This is a genomic window from Thalassovita aquimarina (assembly GCF_018219815.1).
GTDB classification, from domain to species: Bacteria; Pseudomonadota; Alphaproteobacteria; order Rhodobacterales; family Rhodobacteraceae; genus Thalassobius; species Thalassobius aquimarinus.
Window position 1 is genome coordinate 396,834 of record NZ_JADMKU010000001.1, and the last position, 17,182, is coordinate 414,015.

Genomic DNA, 17,182 nt, shown 5'->3' on the forward strand with positions numbered 1-17,182 from the left:
AAAGCCCCTATCCGGGCTTCTTCTTTTGGGAAATATCCTGGGGGTGAATGCGTTGAAAATCTGACAGATTTTCAACGCAGAGGGGGCAAGGCCCCCTGCCCGCCCCCTCAGCGCCCCTTGAACAATCCGCCCAGGATGCCGCGCACGATCCGCCGTCCCGTGGTACCGCGCAATTCCTTGACCAGCGCCTTCCCAAGCGCCTCTCCCACGGTATCCCCACGCGCATTGCTGCGGCTTTTGCGCGATGTCGACCGCTTGACGTGGGCACCGGTATAGCGCCGCGCCGCCTTGAATTCGCGTTCCATCTCGTCGGCCTCGGCCTCGCGCCGCTCGGCTTCCTCGGCGTTCTCCGCCGCCTGCTGCGCCCGCTTGGCAAGGATTTCATAGGCCGAATGCCGGTCGTTCAGCACCTCGTATTTGCCGGCGATGGGCGAGGCGTCGATCAGCCGCTTGCGCTCGCCCGGATCGATCGGCCCCAGCCGCGACGACGGCGGCCGGATCAGCGTGCGTTCGACCACCCCCGGCACGCCCTTCTTGGCCAGGAACGATGTCACCGCCTCGCCGACGCCCACTTCGCGGATCGCCTCTTCGGTATCGAAGCGGGGATTGTCGCGATAGGTTTCTGCGGCCAGCCGCAATTCCTTGCGGTCGCGCGCGGTGAAGGCGCGCAGCGCGTGCTGCACCCGGTTGCCCAGCTGGCCGAGGATATCCTCGGGCACGTCGGCGGGATTCTGGGTGATGAAATAGACCCCTACACCCTTGGACCGGATCAACCGCGCCACCTGTTCCACCTTGTCGACCAGCGCCTTGGGCGCGTCGTCGAACAGCAGATGCGCCTCGTCGAAGAAGAAGACCAGCTTCGGCTTGTCGGGATCGCCCACCTCGGGCAGGTCCTCGAACAGTTCCGACAGAAGCCACAGCAGGAAGGTCGCGTAGAGCCGTGGCGAGGCCATCAGCTTGTCCGCGGCCAGGATGTTGATCCGCCCGTGCCCGTCGAGATCGGTGCGCATCAGGTCCGCCAGTTCCAAAGCCGGTTCGCCGAACAGTTTCGCCCCGCCCTGATTTTCCAGCACCAGCAGACGGCGCTGGATGGCACCCACCGACTGGACGGAAATATTGCCATAGCGCAGGCTCAGGTTGGCACGGTTTTCCCCGACCCAGACCAGCAGCGCCTGTAGGTCCTTCAGGTCCAAGAGCGGCAGCCCCTGCTCATCGGCCAGCCGGAAGGCAATGTTGAGGATGCCTTCCTGCGCCTCGCTCAGTTCCAGCAGCCGCGAAATCAGCAACGGGCCCATCTCCGCCACCGTGGTGCGCACCGGATGGCCCTGTTCGCCGAACAGATCCCAGAAGGTGACCGGGAACGCCTGATAACTGTAGTCACCGAACCCGATCTTACCCGCGCGGTCCATGAACGCGTCATGCAGCTTGAAGTCGGGCGAGCCCGCAGCGGCAAGCCCCGACAGGTCGCCCTTGACGTCCGACAGGAAGACCGGCACGCCCCGGGCGGAAAACTCTTCGGCCATGATTTGCAACGTGACGGTCTTGCCGGTCCCCGTAGCGCCGGCGATCAGACCGTGGCGATTGGCATATTTCAGCTTCAGCCCCTGCTTTTCGCCGTATCCTTCGCCACCACCGCCGATGAAAATACTGTCCTGCACCCGAATGCCTTTTCTTTAATCAATCCCGTCCAGCGTAAAACTACATCGTTAAGCCCTTTATGTCACAGTAAAAAATACGCCACACCGGCTTCCGCAGCGATCGTTGAGTTGCCCCGGGATATGCCGACAGTCGCAATTTTCAAGGCCGCGCCGTTTTTTTTGCATTCTTTCTTGGTGAACCCTGTTGACGGATTGTTACAAACGTCCTAGCGTTTCGTTAATGAATAAGTCGGCCAGTCCGACGGGGAGACAAAATTTCGGAAAGGGGTCATGTATTTGGCCCCTTTTCGTCATTTCAGGCGTATCGATTTTAAACTGGGCAGGAATTTGCCATTTCCCGTCTTCGTGACGTCTTTCCCGCCTGACAGCCATGCGCAGCCATGCTAGAGCCGTGCCATAGAAAACCGAGCAATGATGGGGATAACATGCCCAAATTTTTGAATATTCTTCCGGTCATCGCGGCGCTGGCCCTGACCGGAGCCGCGGTCGCGCAGGAAACCGCGCAGCAACCCGCGGCAGATCCTGCCGCCCCGGGCCTGAGCTTGGGCGAACAGGCCCAGGTAGAACCCTATATCCGGGAAAGCTCGGGTGATTGGAAACTGGAATGCCTGAGCACGGGCAGCGACGAGGAACCCTGCCAGCTGCTGCAGGAAATGACCGCAGAAGACGGCGGAATGCTGGCCACGATACGCCTGTTCCGGCTGGAAAACGGCGGCGAAGCGGAAGCTGGCGCGGTGATCGCGGTGCCGCTGGAAACCCTGCTGACGGCGCAATTGACCATGTCCGTCGATAGCAATCAGCCCCGGCGCTATCCGTTCACCGTCTGCGACCGGTTGGGCTGCTATGCCCGTATCGGACTGCGCAGCGAAGAAATCGCCGAATTCAAGCGCGGCTCCAAGGCGACCTTGTCGATCGTGCCCTTCGTGGCCCCCGATCAACGGGTGAACGTCGACATGTCGCTGAAAGGCTTCACCGCCGGCTATGAAATGGTGACACCGACCAAGATCCAGTAACCGACCAGACCTGGAAACGCGAAAGGCCGCCCCTTCGGGCGGCCTTTTCATTGCCGACAGGCCGGTTGAGATCGCGAAGGCCTCAGATCCTTTTCAGCGCCATGACCGCGTTCAGCCCGCCAAAGGCGAAGGCGTTGGACAAGGCATAGTCGACCGATGCCTCGCGCGCTTCGTTGGGAACCACGTCCAGCGCACATTCGGGATCGAATTCCTCATACCCGATCGTGGGCGCAACCACCCCGTCGCGCAGCGCCATGATACAGGCCAGCAATTCGACCGCACCGGTGGCGCCGATCAGGTGGCCGTGCATCGCCTTGGTCGAAGAGATCATCAGCTTGTCGGCATGCGGCCCGAACACGTCGGCCACGGCGGCGCATTCGGTCTTGTCATTGGCCGCCGTACCGGTGCCGTGGGCGTTGATGTAACCGACCTGGTCGGCATTGATCCCGGCGTCCTGAAGCGCGCCGGAAATCGCCCGCGCCGCGCCCTGTTTCGACGGCATCACGATATCGGACGCGTCCGAGGACATCGCGTAACCCACGACTTCGCACAGGATCTCGGCCCCGCGCGCCTTGGCGTGTTCGTATTCCTCGAACACAAAAACACCGGCGCCTTCGCCCTGAACCATGCCGTTGCGGTTGGCGCTGAACGGGCGGCAGGCTTCCTTGGACATCACCCGCAGCCCTTCCCAGGCCTTGACGCCGCCGAAACACAGCATCGATTCCGACCCGCCGGTGACCATCGCCTTGGACATGCCTGACCGCACCATCTGGAACGCCTGCGCCATCGCGTGGTTCGACGATGCACAGGCGGTCGACACGGTGAAGGATGGCCCCTTCAGGTTGTATTTCATACTCAGGTGGCTGGCCGCGGCATTGTTCATCAGCTTGGGAACAACGAAGGGATGAACCCGGTTCTTCCCTTCCTCGTACACCGCACGGTAATTGTCATCCCAGGTCGACACGCCGCCGCCCGCAGTGCCCAGCACGACACCGGCCTTTGCCGCCAGTTCCCCGGTGAATTCCAGCCCGGCCTGCGCCATCGCTTCCTCGGCCGCGACCAGGGTGAACTGAGTGAAGCGGTCGTAAAGTGTCATCTGCTGGCGGTTGAAGCGGCCGTCGGCTTCGAAGCCCTTGACCTGGCCGCCTATCCTGATCGCCAGCCGGTCGACGTCGCGAAATTCAAGCTCCCCGATGCCGCAACGGCCTTCTTTCATGGCATCGAGCGTTTCCCCGACCGAATGCCCAAGCGCGTTGATCGTCCCCGCGCCGGTGATGACGACGCGGTTCATGCGGTCTGCTCGGCCACCAGCTTTTCGATCCCGCTGATGATCGAAGAGACCGAGGAGATGTCGAAATCGCTCTGTTCGGGTTCGTTGGCGTTGAACGGCACGGTGATGTCGAAGGCTTCCTCGATCGCGAAGATGCTTTCCACCAACCCCAGGCTGTCGATGCCCAGGTCTTCCAGCGTGCTCTCCATCGTGACGTCCGATGGTTCCAGAACCGCCTGTTCTGCAATGATTTCGATCACTTTGTCCTTGATGCTCATGATCCCGGCCTTCTCCTCGTGATTGAGGCTGATTTAGTCGGTCTTTGCCGACTTGGAAACAGCTTTCTGCAATGCCGCCACGTCCCGGAACAGGCGCGGCAGGCGGCGCAAACCCTTATAGACCTCGATATGGGTCTCCATTTTCATCGCCGGATAGCCCAGCATGACCCGTCCGGCGGGCACATTGGCCAGAACCTTGGTGGCGCCCCCGGTGATCGCATGATCGCCGATGAACAGGTTGTCACTGACGCCGGTCTGTCCGCCCAGCACGACGTTATTCCCGATACGTGTCGATCCTGCGACACCGACCTGGGCGCAGATCAAACAATCGTTGCCGATCTCCACGTTATGGCCGATCTGCGCGAGGTTATCGAATTTCACCCCGTTGCCGATGCGGGTGTCGCGCACGGTGCCGCGGTCGATGCAGCTGTTGGCTCCCAGTTCGACGTCGTCGCCAATGGTCACGCTGCCCAGCGAATGGATGCGGGCATAGCTTTGCGACGCTAGGTCACCCTGATCGCCCAGGCTGTCGCGGACCCGCTCGATGGTCGATTCCTCAGGCGTGACGAAGGAAAACCCGTCGCCGCCCACCACCGCGCCGGGCTGGGCGATGAAGCGCGCGCCGATGGTCACGCGGGCGCCGATTTTGACCCCTTCGCGCAGGTATGCCCCCGCGCCCAGCACCGCATCGTTGCCAATGAAACAGTGCGGCCCGATCACCGATCCGTCGCCAATCCGCGCGTCCGCGCCGATCACGGCCAGCGGGCCAACGGACACGCCGTCGCCCAGTTGCGCGGTGGGATCGATCACGGCGGACGGGTGAATGCCCGGCGCATATCCCTGCCCCGGATCCATCATCGCCGACAGGCCGGCCATGGCGAAACGCGGGCGCGGCGCGGTGATCGCCGCCTCGAGCCCCAGTTCCTGCCAGTCGGCCCCGGCCCAGAGCATCGCGGCACGCGCCCGCCCCATGGGCAGGCCGGCGGCGAATTCGGGCTTCATCGCCAGCGCCAAGTCGCTGACCTGCGCCATCGCGGGTTCGGCCACACCGGACACGATCAAGTCGGTGTTTCCGAACGCCTCGGCCCCCAAAGAGGCCGCGATTTCCTTGATGCTGTAGCTCATGCGAATGCCCCCGGGGTTCCGTCCGGGGCCAGACTTATCCCCGAACAGCGTCCAAGACCACCCCTGCCTGTTCAAGCGCCTTCCAGATTCGCCCGTCGCGTCCGTAAACGTCGCGGCGGTAATGCGCCTTGCCCTTCGCAGGCACGGTAGCGGTGCGATAGATGATATGCACCGGGATGTGCTGTTCCAGGTCGATCTTGGTTTCGCGCCCGGTCTTCAACACGCTGTGGAACTGCCCTTGGGGATCGTCGCTTTGCCGCGCCAGCAGCGCATAGGCGAATTCGAACGGATCTTGCAGCCGGATGCAACCATGGCTGAAGGCGCGGGTTTCACGCGCGAACAGGCTCTTGGCCGGGGTGTCATGCAGGTAAACGTTTTGGGGATTGGGGAACATGAACTTGACCAGCCCCAGGGCATTGCGGCGCGACGGCGGCTGCTTCATGTCGAAGGGGAAATTCCGCTTGTCGAACTGGGTGAAATCCACCTCGCCACGATTGACCAACTGGCCGCGGGCATCGGTCAGCCGCAGATGGCTGACCGCGTTGGGATCTTTCTGCAGCATCGGCAGGTATTCTTTGACCGCAATGGACCGGGGCACGTTCCACGTCGGGTTGACGACCATGTGTTCCATCACGTCGGAAAATTCCGGGCTGCGGCGATCATGCTGGTTCATCCCGACAACCGAGCGCGTCTCGAACGTCACCTTGCCGTCGTCAACGATCTTTGCGGTGAAATCGGTCAGGTTGACCAAAACGTGACGCTGGCCGCGCTCATGAGGCAGCCAGCGTTCGCGTTCCATCGCGACCATCACCGAATGCAGGCGCTGTTCCACCGGTACGTTGATTTCCGACAGGGTCGAAGCCCCGACCACACCGTCGGTTTCCAGCCCGTGGTCGTCCTGGAACAGTTGTACCGCGGCTTCGATCTGCTTGTCGTATACCATCGTGGCGCTGCGATCGAGATAGCCCATCCGCATCAGCCTGTTGCGCAGCTTGACCACCGATGCGCCCCGGTCGCCGGGTTCGAGTTTCTTGCCCGGCACGGTTTCGCCCCAGCCGCCACGCGCCAGCAATCCCTGCAGACGCAGCATTTCCTTGCGCAGACGGATATATTCATGTGACTGCGGCGGCAGATTCTGCATCACCGCGGCGGGGTTGCCGTTGACCAGATCGGCCATGTTTTCCGCCCGGTCGCGGAATTTCACCTTGCGGACCACGCCTTCGTCGATGCTGGACGGTTTCACGATTCCCGACTGTAGGTCGCGGGCATAGCGCAGATAGGCCTTGGACAGCGCCACGTCGAGCATACCGCGGTCGCGCGGCGTCTTCGCCGCACGCATCTGCGCGATCAGCGCGTCGACATCATAGCGTTCCGTCGGCAACCCGTGGCTTGCCGCGCCTTGCAGCGCCGAAATAAGCGCCTTGCGCCGCGCGAGGTGTTCCTCGCCCTCGCCGGTCCACACCGCCCCGAACCCGGATTCGCGGTAGAACCGGGCCAGTTCACGATCGTCGGAGGCATATTCTGCAACCGCCTGCCGGAATGCCGGCATCTGGGCCTGCACCGTCTGCGGCGAGACAGAGGACACCACACAGGCTGTCAGAACGACCGCCGCGAAACGGGAAACAGAAGAACGGGTCAATGGCAGCATGGGCACGTCCCTTTTGAAATCACATGGTTGATATACTACCATCATATCTCGCCAAATTCACGCATGCTGTCCATTCACATTTGCTCAAGAGTACAAATCGACAAGGGGGTTGATGCAGTTGTGCAGCGGTTTCCCGATCCGGTAACCACGTTCACAATTATATCAGCAAAAAATCGCCGAATCGGCTTGATTTGCGAAATTTCCCCTAAAACGACGCTTGGTGGAATGTTTCTTGTATGTAATAAAACATCTGCATCTGGGGATGAATTGGCAGGTTCCGCGTAACATCGCGGACAACAGGAAAGCGACAGGACGGGCGCTACTATGACGAAACACAGCTCTACGAGCTTCTCGCGGCGCGGGTTGCTAGGTGCATTTGCAGCCACCACGATCGCCGCGGCACCGACTTTTTCCAACGCAGCAGGCTTCCTTCGAGGTTCCGGCGATATCCGCCGGATCAAGATGTATTCCGGTCGGACCGGCGAAAAGCTGGACATGATCTACTGGATCGAAGGCGAATACATTCCCGACGCGCTGAAGGAAATCACGTATTTCATGCGCGACTGGCGCACCGACACCGCCAAGAACATCGACGCGCGGACCATCGACATCATGGCAGCGTCGCACAATCTGTTGGACGTCACCGAACCTTACATGCTCCTTTCAGGCTACCGTAGCCCGAAAACCAACGCCATGCTGCGATCCAATTCGCGCGGCGTCGCCAAGAATTCGCTGCACATGAAGGGCCAGGCCGCCGATTTGCGCTTGGCATCGCGTTCGGTCAGCCAGATGGCGCGCGCAGCCTCTGCCTGTTCCGCCGGCGGGGTCGGTCGGTATTCGCGATCGAACTTCGTGCACATGGATTGCGGGCCGATCCGCACTTGGGGCGCCTGATCCCTCTGACCAACACCGTTCCGACCCGTTCCCAAAACCCGTCCGCTTCGGACGGGTTTTTCGTTTCGGCCCCGGTTGCGCGGGCGCAGGCCGAACGCCCGGCAATTGATCCGAAGGCCGCAACGCGGTAACCGGAACCCCGACGCCAGAGGACCCGCGACATGACCAAACCCTTCCTGATCCTGCAACTGCGCCCGGAAGACGAGGCCGCCGATAACGAATACAGCGCCTTCCTGAGCAAGGGCGGGATCGACGCGGCGCAAACCCATCGCATCCGGCTGGACCAGCAAACCCTGCCCGATCTTCGCCTGTCCGATTACGCCGGGGTGATCGTCGGCGGTGGCCCCGGCTGCGTGTCCGACCCGGCCGCCACCAAGGACCCGGTCGAGGCGCGGATCGAGAAGCAGATCCTGTCGCTGATGCCGCGCATAACCGGCGACGACATCCCTTTCCTTGGCTGCTGCTACGGGATCGGCATCCTTGGCCATCACCTCGGCGCGGTGGTCAGCAAGAACCGCTATGGCGAACCGGTCGGCCCGGTGGAATGTCACCTTACCGAGGCCGGCAAGACCGATCCCCTGCTGGATGGCGTGACCAGCGCCTTCAACGCCTTTGTCGGCCACAAGGAAGCGCTGCAACACCTGCCGGAAGGCGGGGTGCATCTGCTTAGCTCCGACCCCTGCCCGTTCCAGATGGTGCGCTACAAATCCAATGTCTACGCGACGCAATTCCACCCCGAAGCCGACGGCGACGTGTTCGAATTGCGCATCAGGCTGTACAAGGACAAGGGCTACTTCCACCCAGACGAGGCCGAAGCGCTGATCGCCACGTGCCGCGCCGCCCACGTGACACAGCCCGAAATCATCCTGCGCAATTTCGTGACCCGCTACGCTGCGGGACAGGCGTGAAGCGCGCATCTTTATAGCGCGCCGGTCGACACACCATCAAACCCGCGTGCATCATGCGATGTCGATGAATACGGGACCTATTGTTCCGAAAGCAACTCGGCGATGACCGGCCTTTGTGCCTGGATGCGCGCATGGTCGAGCACAAGCCCGTAAGGTCCGAGCACCGATCCCAGAAAATCATAGAGCGGCTTTATCTCTTCGAAGGGTACCGTCACGATTTCGAGCGCCGTCGCCCCCGACACGGTGCGCAGCGATCTGTCCGCACCGTTTGCGAGCAGTGATGTCAGGATCTCTTCGCGACACAGCAGCGCCGCCATGTGCAGCGGGGTCGAACCATCCCGGTTGGGTTTGTTCACCTCTGCCCCCGCCGCCAACAGCGCCTCGACCGCGCGCGGTTTGTCGAACGTCGTCGCCACGATCAGCGCCGTGGCGCCGGATGGATCGAGAGCATCCGGATCGGCGCCCTGCGCCAAGGCGGCTTGCAGCGCCGGAATGTCGCCGTTGAACGCGGCCTCATGCAGGCTGATACCGGTCACCGGCGGGCTGATCAGCGCCTCTTTCTCGGCCTGCAGCACTTCGTCCATCATCGCGACCAATTCGTCGCGGCTGTAGCTGAACGCGTGCCCCTGATTGAGCTGTACGACTTGCTGCAGGGCCCGGCGAATTGTCATTTCCGCTTCGGCCTGTTCCGGCACGACCAGATAGCGCGGCTTGGGATTATCCGCGGTCAGGAAATCCAGAACCGCCAGCGCAACGTCGTCGGGGTCCTTGTATTGCGACCGGTCCAGCGGCCCGGTGATAAGATCGAGCATCGACCCGTAGCGCGATCCTTCGCCGGAATAGCCCGCGGCCTGCATCCGCTTGACCATCGAGGCTACGATCTTCGACTTGTAATTGCCCGGTTCTACGGCCGCCACACGCACATTGAACCGCGCCATCTCGGCGGCCAAGCTGTCGGTATAGGCTTCCAGCCCGTGCTTGCTCATGCTGTAGACGCCGGAAAACGGCGATGAAATCACGCCAGCGATCGAGGTCACGTTCATGATACGGCCTTCGCTTTCGATGATCAGGTCGGCAAATGCCTTGGTCACCCGGAATGGCCCCAGCAGGTTCACGTCGAACAGGAAATCCAGATCGCTTTCCGGGGTTTCGATCAGGGGGCCGATATGGGCGACGCCGGCATTGTTGATCAACCCGTACAATCCTCGACCTTCGGTTTCCACCAAAGCCACCGCGGCCTCGATATCGCTTTGTATCGTCACATCGAGCCGCACCGACTTCACGTTGGGCATCCGGTTCAGCCGCTGCATGTCCTCCGGCTTGCGCGCACCGGCATAGACGAAGAACCCGTTTCGCGACAAAACCTGCGCCATCCGCAACCCGATCCCGGAGGTCGCACCGGTGATCAGGACCGCCTTGCGGTCTTTGTCGGACTGGGCGCTTGCGCGATCTGGATAGAGCGCCAGAAGGCTTATCGAGACGGCAAGAAAGATCAGCAATTTTGTGGGCCTGAATGCAACCAAGGGTCCAATCCTTCCGCTCGGGCGCTTTCGCCGCTCCGGTCTATCTCATGCGTATCAATGGCCTCTTTTTACGGACGAAACGGATTTTGCGCGTTGACCCATGTCAACGCCTTGCACTGTTCCAGTGCCTCAAGACCATCGTACGACCCGATCGTTTAAAACGGCAAAGCGTCCGCAAGTAGTCATGTAGAGGAAGAAAATGGCGCACCCATCAGGATTCGAACCTGAGGCCTCTGCCTTCGGAGGGCAGCGCTCTATCCAGCTGAGCTATGGGTGCCTGAGGCTGTGATTAACCCAAGCGATTTGCGGGTGCAATCGGTAACGCGCCTGAAAACGGCAAAAAATTCCGGGCGGCAGCGCCGTGCGCCCCGCCCGGCCTTTGGGTCAGCCGAACAGATCGTGCGCCAGTTCCAGCGCCTCGACCAGCGTGTCGACCTCTTCGCGTGTGTTATAAAGCCCGAAGGACGCCCGGCAGGTGGCCGACACGCCCAGATGATCCATCAACGGCCCGGCACAATGATGCCCGGCACGCACCGCGACGCCCTTCTTGTCGAGGATGGTGGAAATGTCGTGCGCATGCGCAGCACCTTCCATGGTGAAGGAAAATATCGCCGCCTTGTTCGCCGCGTTGCCCTGCACGTTCAGCCAGTTCAGCCCGGTGAACCTTTCGCTGGCATAGGCGCGCAAGCCGGCCTCGTGCGCGGCGATGTTTTCCATCCCCAGATCCATCATGTAGTCGAGCGCGACACCCAGCCCGATGGTCTGCACGATGCCAGGCGTACCGGCCTCGAACTTCATCGGCGGATCGTTGTAGATCACCGCGTCCTTGCTGACTTCCCTGATCATGTCGCCGCCGCCCATGAAGGGGCGCATTTCGGCCATCCGTTCCTTGCGGACATAGATCGCCCCGGACCCCGAGGGACCATAGAGCTTGTGTCCGGTGATGGCATAGAAATCGCAGCCGATTTCGGACACGTTCACCGGCATGTGGACCGCGCCCTGCGATCCGTCGACCAGCACCGGCACGCCCTTTTCACGCGCCGCGTCGCAGATCGCCTTCACGTCGACGACGGTGCCCAACACGTTGGAACACTGGGTGATGGCGATCAGCTTGGTCCTGGGGGTGATCGCGTCGATCACCTTCTGCGGGTCCAGCGCGCCGGTGGCGTCCACATCGACCCACTTCAGGGTCACCCCCTGCCGTTCGCGCAGGAAATGCCACGGCACGATATTGGCGTGGTGTTCCATCACCGACAGGATGATTTCATCGCCCGCGTCCATCCGCGGCATCGCCCAGCCATAAGCGACCATGTTGATGCCCTCGGTGGTGCCGGAATTCAGCACGATCTCGTCCTCGTCCGCCGCGCCAAGGAACCGGGCGATGGTGCCGCGTACCGCCTCGTATTTATCGGTGGCGAGGTTGGACAGGTAATGCAGCCCGCGATGCACATTGGCATATTCGTGGGAATAGGCCTGGGTGATGGCATCGATCACCACCTGTGGTTTCTGCGCCGAGGCGCCGTTGTCGAGATAGGTCAGCGGCTTGCCGTTCACCTCGCGCGCGAGGATCGGGAAATCGGCGCGGATTTTTTCAACATCATACATGATCAGGACATTCCTGCGGGTGAAGCTCCGATCAGGAGCAGGAAGAAAGACAGGCAGATCGCGATGCCCAGCATGGAGGCGACAAGCACCATGATCGACTTCAGGATCGACCCGAAGCCTTGCGCTTCGTCGATGAAGGCGACGGTGATCCAGATCCCCCACAGCCCCGCGGCCAGCGCCAGCATGTCGCTCAGAAAGGTGGAGACGAAAAACAGCAGAAAGACGACCGCCTGCAGCACCAGCCGCAGCCCCTGCAGCCAGACAACGAGCGCCAGCATATCGGCCAGTTGCGCCTTGCCGCCCATCATCTGGCCGATCCAGGTCAGGACATAAGTGCCGATCACGATGCCGCCGCCAAGGATCATGGCAAACATCCAGGGCGACGCGAATGGCGCCGGCACCAGTTCCGGCACCGCCAGCAACGGCACCGTCACCCCGTTCAGGATCGCGTTGAGCACCACGATCAGCGCCAGCGCGGTCCAGAGCAGCGACGCATCAAGCCGCAGGGCAAGAATCTGCCGCGCGGCATGGCGCGGATTGCGCAGCGTATCAATCGCCAGTTGTTTCGGGTCAGGCAGGGTCATCGGTCATCCCCCATTCGACGCGGACCAGCGCCGCGATCCAGAACCAGGCAAACAGCATCAGCCACAACAGCCCGACCCCGTCCAGTACCGGCCCGCCGCCGATGAACCCCGCCACCAAGCCGTGGAACAGCAGCACCGGGGAGGACGCCAACAGCGCCCAGAACAGCGACAGCCGCGCGCCGTAGCCGGTGCCCTTGCCGCCAAAGGCGCGGGCGCCGACATGCACGATGAAGGCCATCACGTAAAGCAGCAGCGGCATGATGAAGAGCCATGCCAGAAGCGTACCGCCCAACAGCATGTCCAGCTCTTCCCCGGTCATATAGGCCTGCCGCGCCAGCCGCGGCCATTGCGCGACGAAGACCAGGACGCAACCGATCATCAGGATGACCAGCGCCCGGTCCTCGCGCGGGCCGCGCGCGACCATCCGGGCCACCACGCGGCCCGGGCCTTTGTAGGTGGCGACGATATCTCGGGTCACCGACATCAGTCGCGCCGGCGTTCCAGCCAGCCTTGCAGCCGGCCTACGATTTCCTCGCGCAGTCCTTCGTCCTCGATTTCCTCGACCGCTTCGGCAAGGAAGGCCAGCACCAGAAGATCGGTGGCCTGGTCTTCGGGCACGCCGCGCGAACGCAGGTAAAACAGGGCCGTTTCATCGATCGCGCCGCTGGTCGACCCGTGCGAACAGGCCACGTCATCGGCATAGATTTCCAGTTCCGGCTTGGCCAGGAACTGTGAATCGTCATCCAGCAGCAGCGACTGGCTGATCTGGTAGCCGTCGGTCTTCTGCGCCCCTTCCTTCACCAGTATCTTGCCCTGGAACACGCCGGTCGCGCCGTTGCGCAGCACCTTCTTGAACACCTGGCGGCTTTCGCAATTCACCGCGTCATGGGTGATGAAGACGGTGTCGTCGTGATGGAACTCACCATCGCCCATGCAGGCCCCGGCGACATGCGCCACCGCGTCGTCACCGGTCAGTTCGATCACGCATTCGTTGCGTGTCATCACCCCGTTGGCGGTCAGCGTGAAGGATTTGAACAGGCTTTCCTCACCCAGCCGGGCGAATATGTGGGTCGCGGCGCGGCGTTCGTGATCGCGCCCCTGGGTACGGACATGGTGGAAGCGCGCCTTGTCGGCGACCTTGACCTCCATCACCTTGTTGAGCCGTGCCGCGGCGGGGCCGTTTTCCAGAACGGTCAGTTCGGCGCCCTCTTCCAGCTTGATCACGTGGTGCAGGATCGCGTCCGAGGTTTCCGAAGCGTGGAGATAGCTCAGGTTCACCGGCTTCGACACCTTGCCGGTCACCCGGATCAGCACGCCATCAGTCGCAAAGGCACTGTTCAGCGCCGCCAGCGGGCGTTCCACCGGCGACTGACCGTTGGTTTCCAGCACACCGTAAAGCCCCTTCGCCCAATGAATATCGGCATCGATATCGGCAAGGCGCGAAATCTCGATGCCCTCGGCTTCGAGATCGTCACTGGCTTCGGCATCGAACACGCCGTCGACGAAAACGATCCGCAGACGATCAACGTCATTGAAGACCGTTGCCTCATCCGCGCTGAACAGCGCCGCCGGGGTCACCTCGGGGTTCGCCAACGTGTCGGGACGGGTGTATTTCCAGTATTCGTCGCGCCGTCCCGGCAGCCCCATCGCGCGCAGCCGCGCCAGCGCGTCCTCGCGCGCCTCGGACAGCCAGCCGGGACCCGCAGGCAGGCTCATCGCCGACACCCGCGCCTCGGTCGCGTCCAGTTTCACCTGCGTCAACGCCATTACGCCACCTCCGCCAGGATATCGGCATAGCCGTTCTTTTCGACTTCCAGCGCCAGTTCGGGACCACCGGTTTTGACGATCTTGCCGTTGGCCATGATGTGCACGACGTCCGGCGTGATATGATCCAACAGGCGCTGGTAGTGGGTGATGACGAGGAAGGAACGGCCTTCGCTGCGCAGCGCGTTGACGCCTTCGGCGACCAGCTTCATCGCGTCCACGTCGAGCCCGGAATCGGTTTCGTCGAGGATGCACATTTTCGGTTCCAGCATCGCCATCTGCAGGATCTCGTTGCGTTTCTTTTCACCGCCCGAGAAACCGACATTGACCGGCCGCTTCAGCATCTCGGCGTCGATTTTCAGTTCCTTCGCCTTGGCGCGGATCACCTTCAGAAACTCGGTCGAGGACATTTCCTCTTCGCCGCGCGCCTTGCGCTGCGCGTTCACCGCGGTGCGCAGGAAGGTCATGTTGCCGACACCGGGGATTTCAACCGGGTACTGGAACGCCAAGAACAGGCCCTCGGCGGCGCGTTCCTCGGCTTCCATCTCCAGGATGTTCTTGCCATCCAGGATCGCTTCGCCGCCGGTGACTTCGTACCCGCCCTTGCCCGACAGCACGTAGGACAGGGTCGATTTGCCCGACCCGTTCGGGCCCATGATCGCGTGGACCTTACCGGTCTCCACGGTCAGGTTCAGCCCCTTGAGGATCTGCTTGTCCTCGTCTTCCAGTTTGACCTGCAGGTTCTTGATTTCCAGCATGTTCAGTTTCCTTTTCCTGTTCGCGTGGCAGCCCTGTCAGGGCCGCGTCATGAGTTGAACCACCCCAAGCAGCTTGTCGCGCGGCACAGGGGTTGGTGTGACGTTGAAACGAGCCATCCGGCCGATCATCTCGTCCGGCTTGCCCAGAAAATCCTCGATCGCGTGCAGCCGCTTGCGGTCTGCGTAATCGTCGATATAGAGCGTCACCGGACGGGTGATCCGGAACGCCGTTGCCAGGGCGCAACCGACCCGGAACCGGCCATCGACCAGCACCACGTCGGGATGGGTGAAGCGGGGATTGTCCCAGACCGCCAGCGGATAGCGGGGGAATTTTTTCCATTCGCTGTCATCGACCGGGTGGCCCCATTCCTTGGTCGGGCCGATATCGGCATGGACGACATGCACCTCGCCCTTCGGCGGGTTGGCGGCGAAGTAATCGCGCATCATCCGCGCCCAGTCCGGATCGCTTTCTACCGACCAAACCACCTTGCCCAGCTCGGCAGCCATCACGGTGGACCCGCCGCTGCCGTATTCGAGGATGCACTCCGCCCCGGCATAGGTGCGGCGCAGCGCGATCGCCTCTGCCTCGGGCAGCGTCAGCTCGGGACGGCTGGGGATATCGGGGCGTGTATCCAAGTCAGTCCACCACCACGGCAGTGCCCGATGCCGATACCATCAGCATCGACTGCCCCACCACTTCGTAATCCAGATCGACGCCGACAACGGCATTGGCGCCAAGCGCCGCGGCGCGCTGTTCCATTTCGCGCAGGGCGGTGTCGCGGCCGTCCTGCAGCTTGCTTTCATAGGCGCCCGAGCGGCCGCCGATGATGTCGGTGATCCCGGCGAACATGTCGCGCACCACGTTGGCGCCCATGATCGCCTCGCCCACGACGATCCCCTTGTAATCGGTGATCTTGCGGCCCTCGATGGAATTGGTGGTGGTAACGATCATGCCAGATACTCCTGCGGAAGATGGGACACATAGCCTGCGGCCAGGGTCTGCACATTGGCACGCGCGGCCAGTTCATCAAGGCACAACAGCGCCAAATCGTGGCTGCCGAACACGCCCGCCGCCAGCAGCGCCAGATGCGCGACCTGTTCATCGGACCATGCAGAGCGGTCTTCGAAGCTGCGGATATAGACCGCGTCACCGTCGATCAGCTGGCTGCCGATGCGACGCCGGTTGAGCCTGTCGTTCTGCGAATTATGCAGCATACGCGCCTTGGGACGGATGAATTTATGCAAAACGAAGCCCTGCGCGCGCAGCTCGGCATCGAGTTCGTGCAAATCCGGTTCGCCATCGTAGAGCCGGTAAAACCGCATCTCGGCGATCACCGCGACGGCCTTTGACAACTTGCGCCGCCCCGATTGCAGCACCTGCACTTCGGCCCCCTGTGCATCGACCTTCAGCAGGTCGACGGGCGGCAGGTCGTCCAGCTGATCCAGTCCAACCAGGTCGAGTTGATGTTCGACCTCAGTGCCTAGATGGCGGCGGAAATGGCCCAGGTAACCGATGCTTTTTTCCGACATCTTATAGAGCGACGACATCTCGGACGCCTTATAGGCATTGAATACCGCCGGTCCGGGCTTGCCCACCGCATGCCCCAGAACGCGCAGACAGTCCAGTTTGGCCTTCTCCAACGCGTCGCGCGCCGTGTCGTTGGGTTCGAATCCCCAGACCTCGGCCAACCCAGCCTCGGCCAGCGCCTCATAGACCGGCGCTTCGATCGGATTGGCCCCGACATCGGCAATGCGGACCGGGCGGATGGGGGCAAGCCCCTCCGCCAGATACGTCAGCAATGTCTTGGCCAGATGAGTCATGGCTTGTCTTTCTTGTCCCAGTACCCGCTACGTTTCATTTCCGCGATCTGACGTGCTCGCTCGGCTTCAGAACTATCTCGTTTTGCCTGCAGTTTCTGAGCCAGAGTCTGTTTCTCGCGTTTCCCGAACAAAGTCGTGAGCGCAACAATCGTTGCAATTCCAATGGCTATCCCGAAGATCAGCCCAATCGTCATGTTGGCGACGCTGCTTAGCGCCACCACACTAAGAAGAGCGACAATCACCCCGACCAGCACCGAAACCCGGGAACTGCTCTTATGCGCAGGGTGATCGATCTGCTTCAGCAATGCCTCTTCTATGGAATTGCCGATCATC

18 protein-coding genes and 1 tRNA gene are annotated in these 17,182 nt (G+C 61.9%); 3 read left to right on the plus strand and 16 right to left on the minus strand.

The window, feature by feature from the left end:
- Window positions 1–107: 107 nt before the first annotated feature.
- The gene (locus tag IT775_RS01935) at window positions 108–1,658 is read right to left on the minus strand and encodes a helicase HerA-like domain-containing protein (RefSeq protein ID WP_212699374.1); all 1,551 of its coding nucleotides are present in this window, start codon (window positions 1,656–1,658) and stop codon (window positions 108–110) included.
- Window positions 1,659–2,083: 425 nt separating this feature from the next.
- Here IT775_RS01935 and IT775_RS01940 point away from each other — a divergent pair, with 425 nt between their 5' ends.
- Complete coding sequence (locus IT775_RS01940) at window positions 2,084–2,671, plus strand: invasion associated locus B family protein (protein WP_212699375.1); 588 nt, start codon at window positions 2,084–2,086, stop codon at window positions 2,669–2,671.
- An 82-nt stretch (window positions 2,672–2,753) separates the two neighbouring features.
- Here the strand turns inward: IT775_RS01940 and IT775_RS01945 are convergent, their stop codons facing one another.
- Genes IT775_RS01945 through IT775_RS01960 form a run of 4 tightly spaced genes read right to left on the minus strand, consistent with a single transcriptional unit; the run spans window position 2,754 to window position 6,992 of the window.
- On the minus strand, window positions 2,754–3,962 hold the full coding sequence (locus IT775_RS01945; protein ID WP_212699376.1) for a beta-ketoacyl-[acyl-carrier-protein] synthase family protein: 1,209 nt from the start codon (window positions 3,960–3,962) through the stop codon (window positions 2,754–2,756).
- Complete coding sequence (locus IT775_RS01950; protein WP_212699377.1) at window positions 3,959–4,219, minus strand: phosphopantetheine-binding protein; 261 nt, start codon at window positions 4,217–4,219, stop codon at window positions 3,959–3,961. Before IT775_RS01950 ends, IT775_RS01945 begins: the two co-directional genes overlap by 4 nt.
- A gap of 33 nt (window positions 4,220–4,252) precedes the next feature.
- Window positions 4,253–5,344: a UDP-3-O-(3-hydroxymyristoyl)glucosamine N-acyltransferase gene (lpxD, locus tag IT775_RS01955; protein WP_212699378.1), complete on the minus strand. Its 1,092-nt coding sequence runs from the start codon at window positions 5,342–5,344 to the stop codon at window positions 4,253–4,255.
- 34 nt (window positions 5,345–5,378) lie between these two features.
- Window positions 5,379–6,992, minus strand: a complete 1,614-nt coding sequence (locus tag IT775_RS01960) for a L,D-transpeptidase family protein (RefSeq protein ID WP_212699379.1) — start codon at window positions 6,990–6,992, stop codon at window positions 5,379–5,381.
- A 324-nt stretch (window positions 6,993–7,316) separates the two neighbouring features.
- Here IT775_RS01960 and mepK point away from each other — a divergent pair, with 324 nt between their 5' ends.
- The gene (gene mepK / locus IT775_RS01965) at window positions 7,317–7,886 is read left to right on the plus strand and encodes a peptidoglycan L,D-endopeptidase MepK (RefSeq protein WP_212699380.1); all 570 of its coding nucleotides are present in this window, start codon (window positions 7,317–7,319) and stop codon (window positions 7,884–7,886) included.
- Between the two features lie 161 nt (window positions 7,887–8,047).
- The gene (locus IT775_RS01970) at window positions 8,048–8,794 is read left to right on the plus strand and encodes a glutamine amidotransferase (RefSeq protein ID WP_212699381.1); all 747 of its coding nucleotides are present in this window, start codon (window positions 8,048–8,050) and stop codon (window positions 8,792–8,794) included.
- A 77-nt stretch (window positions 8,795–8,871) separates the two neighbouring features.
- Here the strand turns inward: IT775_RS01970 and IT775_RS01975 are convergent, their stop codons facing one another.
- The 11 genes from IT775_RS01975 to IT775_RS02025 form a co-directional block, all read right to left on the minus strand.
- A complete protein-coding gene (locus IT775_RS01975) occupies window positions 8,872–10,293 on the minus strand; it encodes an SDR family NAD(P)-dependent oxidoreductase (RefSeq protein WP_212699382.1) in 1,422 nt (473 codons plus the stop codon).
- A 224-nt stretch (window positions 10,294–10,517) separates the two neighbouring features.
- A tRNA-Arg gene (locus IT775_RS01980) sits at window positions 10,518–10,594 on the minus strand.
- A gap of 107 nt (window positions 10,595–10,701) precedes the next feature.
- The gene (locus tag IT775_RS01985; RefSeq protein WP_212699383.1) at window positions 10,702–11,922 is read right to left on the minus strand and encodes a cysteine desulfurase; all 1,221 of its coding nucleotides are present in this window, start codon (window positions 11,920–11,922) and stop codon (window positions 10,702–10,704) included.
- A gap of 2 nt (window positions 11,923–11,924) precedes the next feature.
- Window positions 11,925–12,506, minus strand: a complete 582-nt coding sequence (locus IT775_RS01990; protein WP_212699384.1) for a Yip1 family protein — start codon at window positions 12,504–12,506, stop codon at window positions 11,925–11,927.
- The gene (locus IT775_RS01995) at window positions 12,493–12,990 is read right to left on the minus strand and encodes a YIP1 family protein (RefSeq protein ID WP_212699385.1); all 498 of its coding nucleotides are present in this window, start codon (window positions 12,988–12,990) and stop codon (window positions 12,493–12,495) included. The genes IT775_RS01990 and IT775_RS01995 overlap by 14 nt, the downstream gene beginning before the upstream one ends.
- On the minus strand, window positions 12,990–14,273 hold the full coding sequence (sufD, locus tag IT775_RS02000; protein ID WP_212699386.1) for a Fe-S cluster assembly protein SufD: 1,284 nt from the start codon (window positions 14,271–14,273) through the stop codon (window positions 12,990–12,992). The genes IT775_RS01995 and sufD overlap by 1 nt, the downstream gene beginning before the upstream one ends.
- Window positions 14,273–15,028, minus strand: coding sequence for a Fe-S cluster assembly ATPase SufC (gene sufC, locus IT775_RS02005; protein WP_212699387.1), 756 nt, complete (start codon window positions 15,026–15,028; stop codon window positions 14,273–14,275). The genes sufD and sufC overlap by 1 nt, the downstream gene beginning before the upstream one ends.
- 36 nt (window positions 15,029–15,064) lie before the next feature.
- Entirely contained in the window at window positions 15,065–15,664 is a 600-nt protein-coding gene (locus tag IT775_RS02010; RefSeq protein ID WP_246525218.1) for an SAM-dependent methyltransferase, read from the minus strand.
- A gap of 1 nt (window position 15,665) precedes the next feature.
- Window positions 15,666–15,980, minus strand: a complete 315-nt coding sequence (locus tag IT775_RS02015) for a heavy metal-binding domain-containing protein (protein WP_212699388.1) — start codon at window positions 15,978–15,980, stop codon at window positions 15,666–15,668.
- Window positions 15,977–16,849 carry an FkbM family methyltransferase gene (locus IT775_RS02020; RefSeq protein ID WP_212699389.1) on the minus strand — a complete coding sequence of 291 codons (873 nt, stop codon included), beginning with the start codon at window positions 16,847–16,849 and terminating at the stop codon, window positions 15,977–15,979. Before IT775_RS02020 ends, IT775_RS02015 begins: the two co-directional genes overlap by 4 nt.
- Window positions 16,846–17,181, minus strand: a complete 336-nt coding sequence (locus IT775_RS02025) for a hypothetical protein (protein ID WP_212699390.1) — start codon at window positions 17,179–17,181, stop codon at window positions 16,846–16,848. Before IT775_RS02025 ends, IT775_RS02020 begins: the two co-directional genes overlap by 4 nt.
- Between the last annotated feature and the right edge of the window lies 1 nt (window position 17,182).

What these genes read in the sequence shown, in the direction of transcription:
- IT775_RS01985 (WP_212699383.1), bottom strand. Translation starts at nt 11,922, where the DNA reads ATGTATGATGTTGAAAAAATCCGCGCCGATTTCCCGATCCTCGCGCGC.
- IT775_RS02025 (WP_212699390.1), bottom strand. Translation starts at nt 17,181, where the DNA reads ATGATCGGCAATTCCATAGAAGAGGCATTGCTGAAGCAGATCGATCAC.
- sufC (WP_212699387.1), bottom strand. Translation starts at nt 15,028, where the DNA reads ATGCTGGAAATCAAGAACCTGCAGGTCAAACTGGAAGACGAGGACAAG.
- IT775_RS01970 (WP_212699381.1), top strand. Translation starts at nt 8,048, where the DNA reads ATGACCAAACCCTTCCTGATCCTGCAACTGCGCCCGGAAGACGAGGCC.
- IT775_RS01995 (WP_212699385.1), bottom strand. Translation starts at nt 12,990, where the DNA reads ATGTCGGTGACCCGAGATATCGTCGCCACCTACAAAGGCCCGGGCCGC.
- IT775_RS01950 (WP_212699377.1), bottom strand. Translation starts at nt 4,219, where the DNA reads ATGAGCATCAAGGACAAAGTGATCGAAATCATTGCAGAACAGGCGGTT.
- sufD (WP_212699386.1), bottom strand. Translation starts at nt 14,273, where the DNA reads ATGGCGTTGACGCAGGTGAAACTGGACGCGACCGAGGCGCGGGTGTCG.
- IT775_RS01940 (WP_212699375.1), top strand. Translation starts at nt 2,084, where the DNA reads ATGCCCAAATTTTTGAATATTCTTCCGGTCATCGCGGCGCTGGCCCTG.
- IT775_RS01945 (WP_212699376.1), bottom strand. Translation starts at nt 3,962, where the DNA reads ATGAACCGCGTCGTCATCACCGGCGCGGGGACGATCAACGCGCTTGGG.
- lpxD (WP_212699378.1), bottom strand. Translation starts at nt 5,344, where the DNA reads ATGAGCTACAGCATCAAGGAAATCGCGGCCTCTTTGGGGGCCGAGGCG.
- IT775_RS01960 (WP_212699379.1), bottom strand. Translation starts at nt 6,992, where the DNA reads ATGCTGCCATTGACCCGTTCTTCTGTTTCCCGTTTCGCGGCGGTCGTT.
- IT775_RS01990 (WP_212699384.1), bottom strand. Translation starts at nt 12,506, where the DNA reads ATGACCCTGCCTGACCCGAAACAACTGGCGATTGATACGCTGCGCAAT.
- IT775_RS02020 (WP_212699389.1), bottom strand. Translation starts at nt 16,849, where the DNA reads ATGACTCATCTGGCCAAGACATTGCTGACGTATCTGGCGGAGGGGCTT.
- mepK (WP_212699380.1), top strand. Translation starts at nt 7,317, where the DNA reads ATGACGAAACACAGCTCTACGAGCTTCTCGCGGCGCGGGTTGCTAGGT.
- IT775_RS02015 (WP_212699388.1), bottom strand. Translation starts at nt 15,980, where the DNA reads ATGATCGTTACCACCACCAATTCCATCGAGGGCCGCAAGATCACCGAT.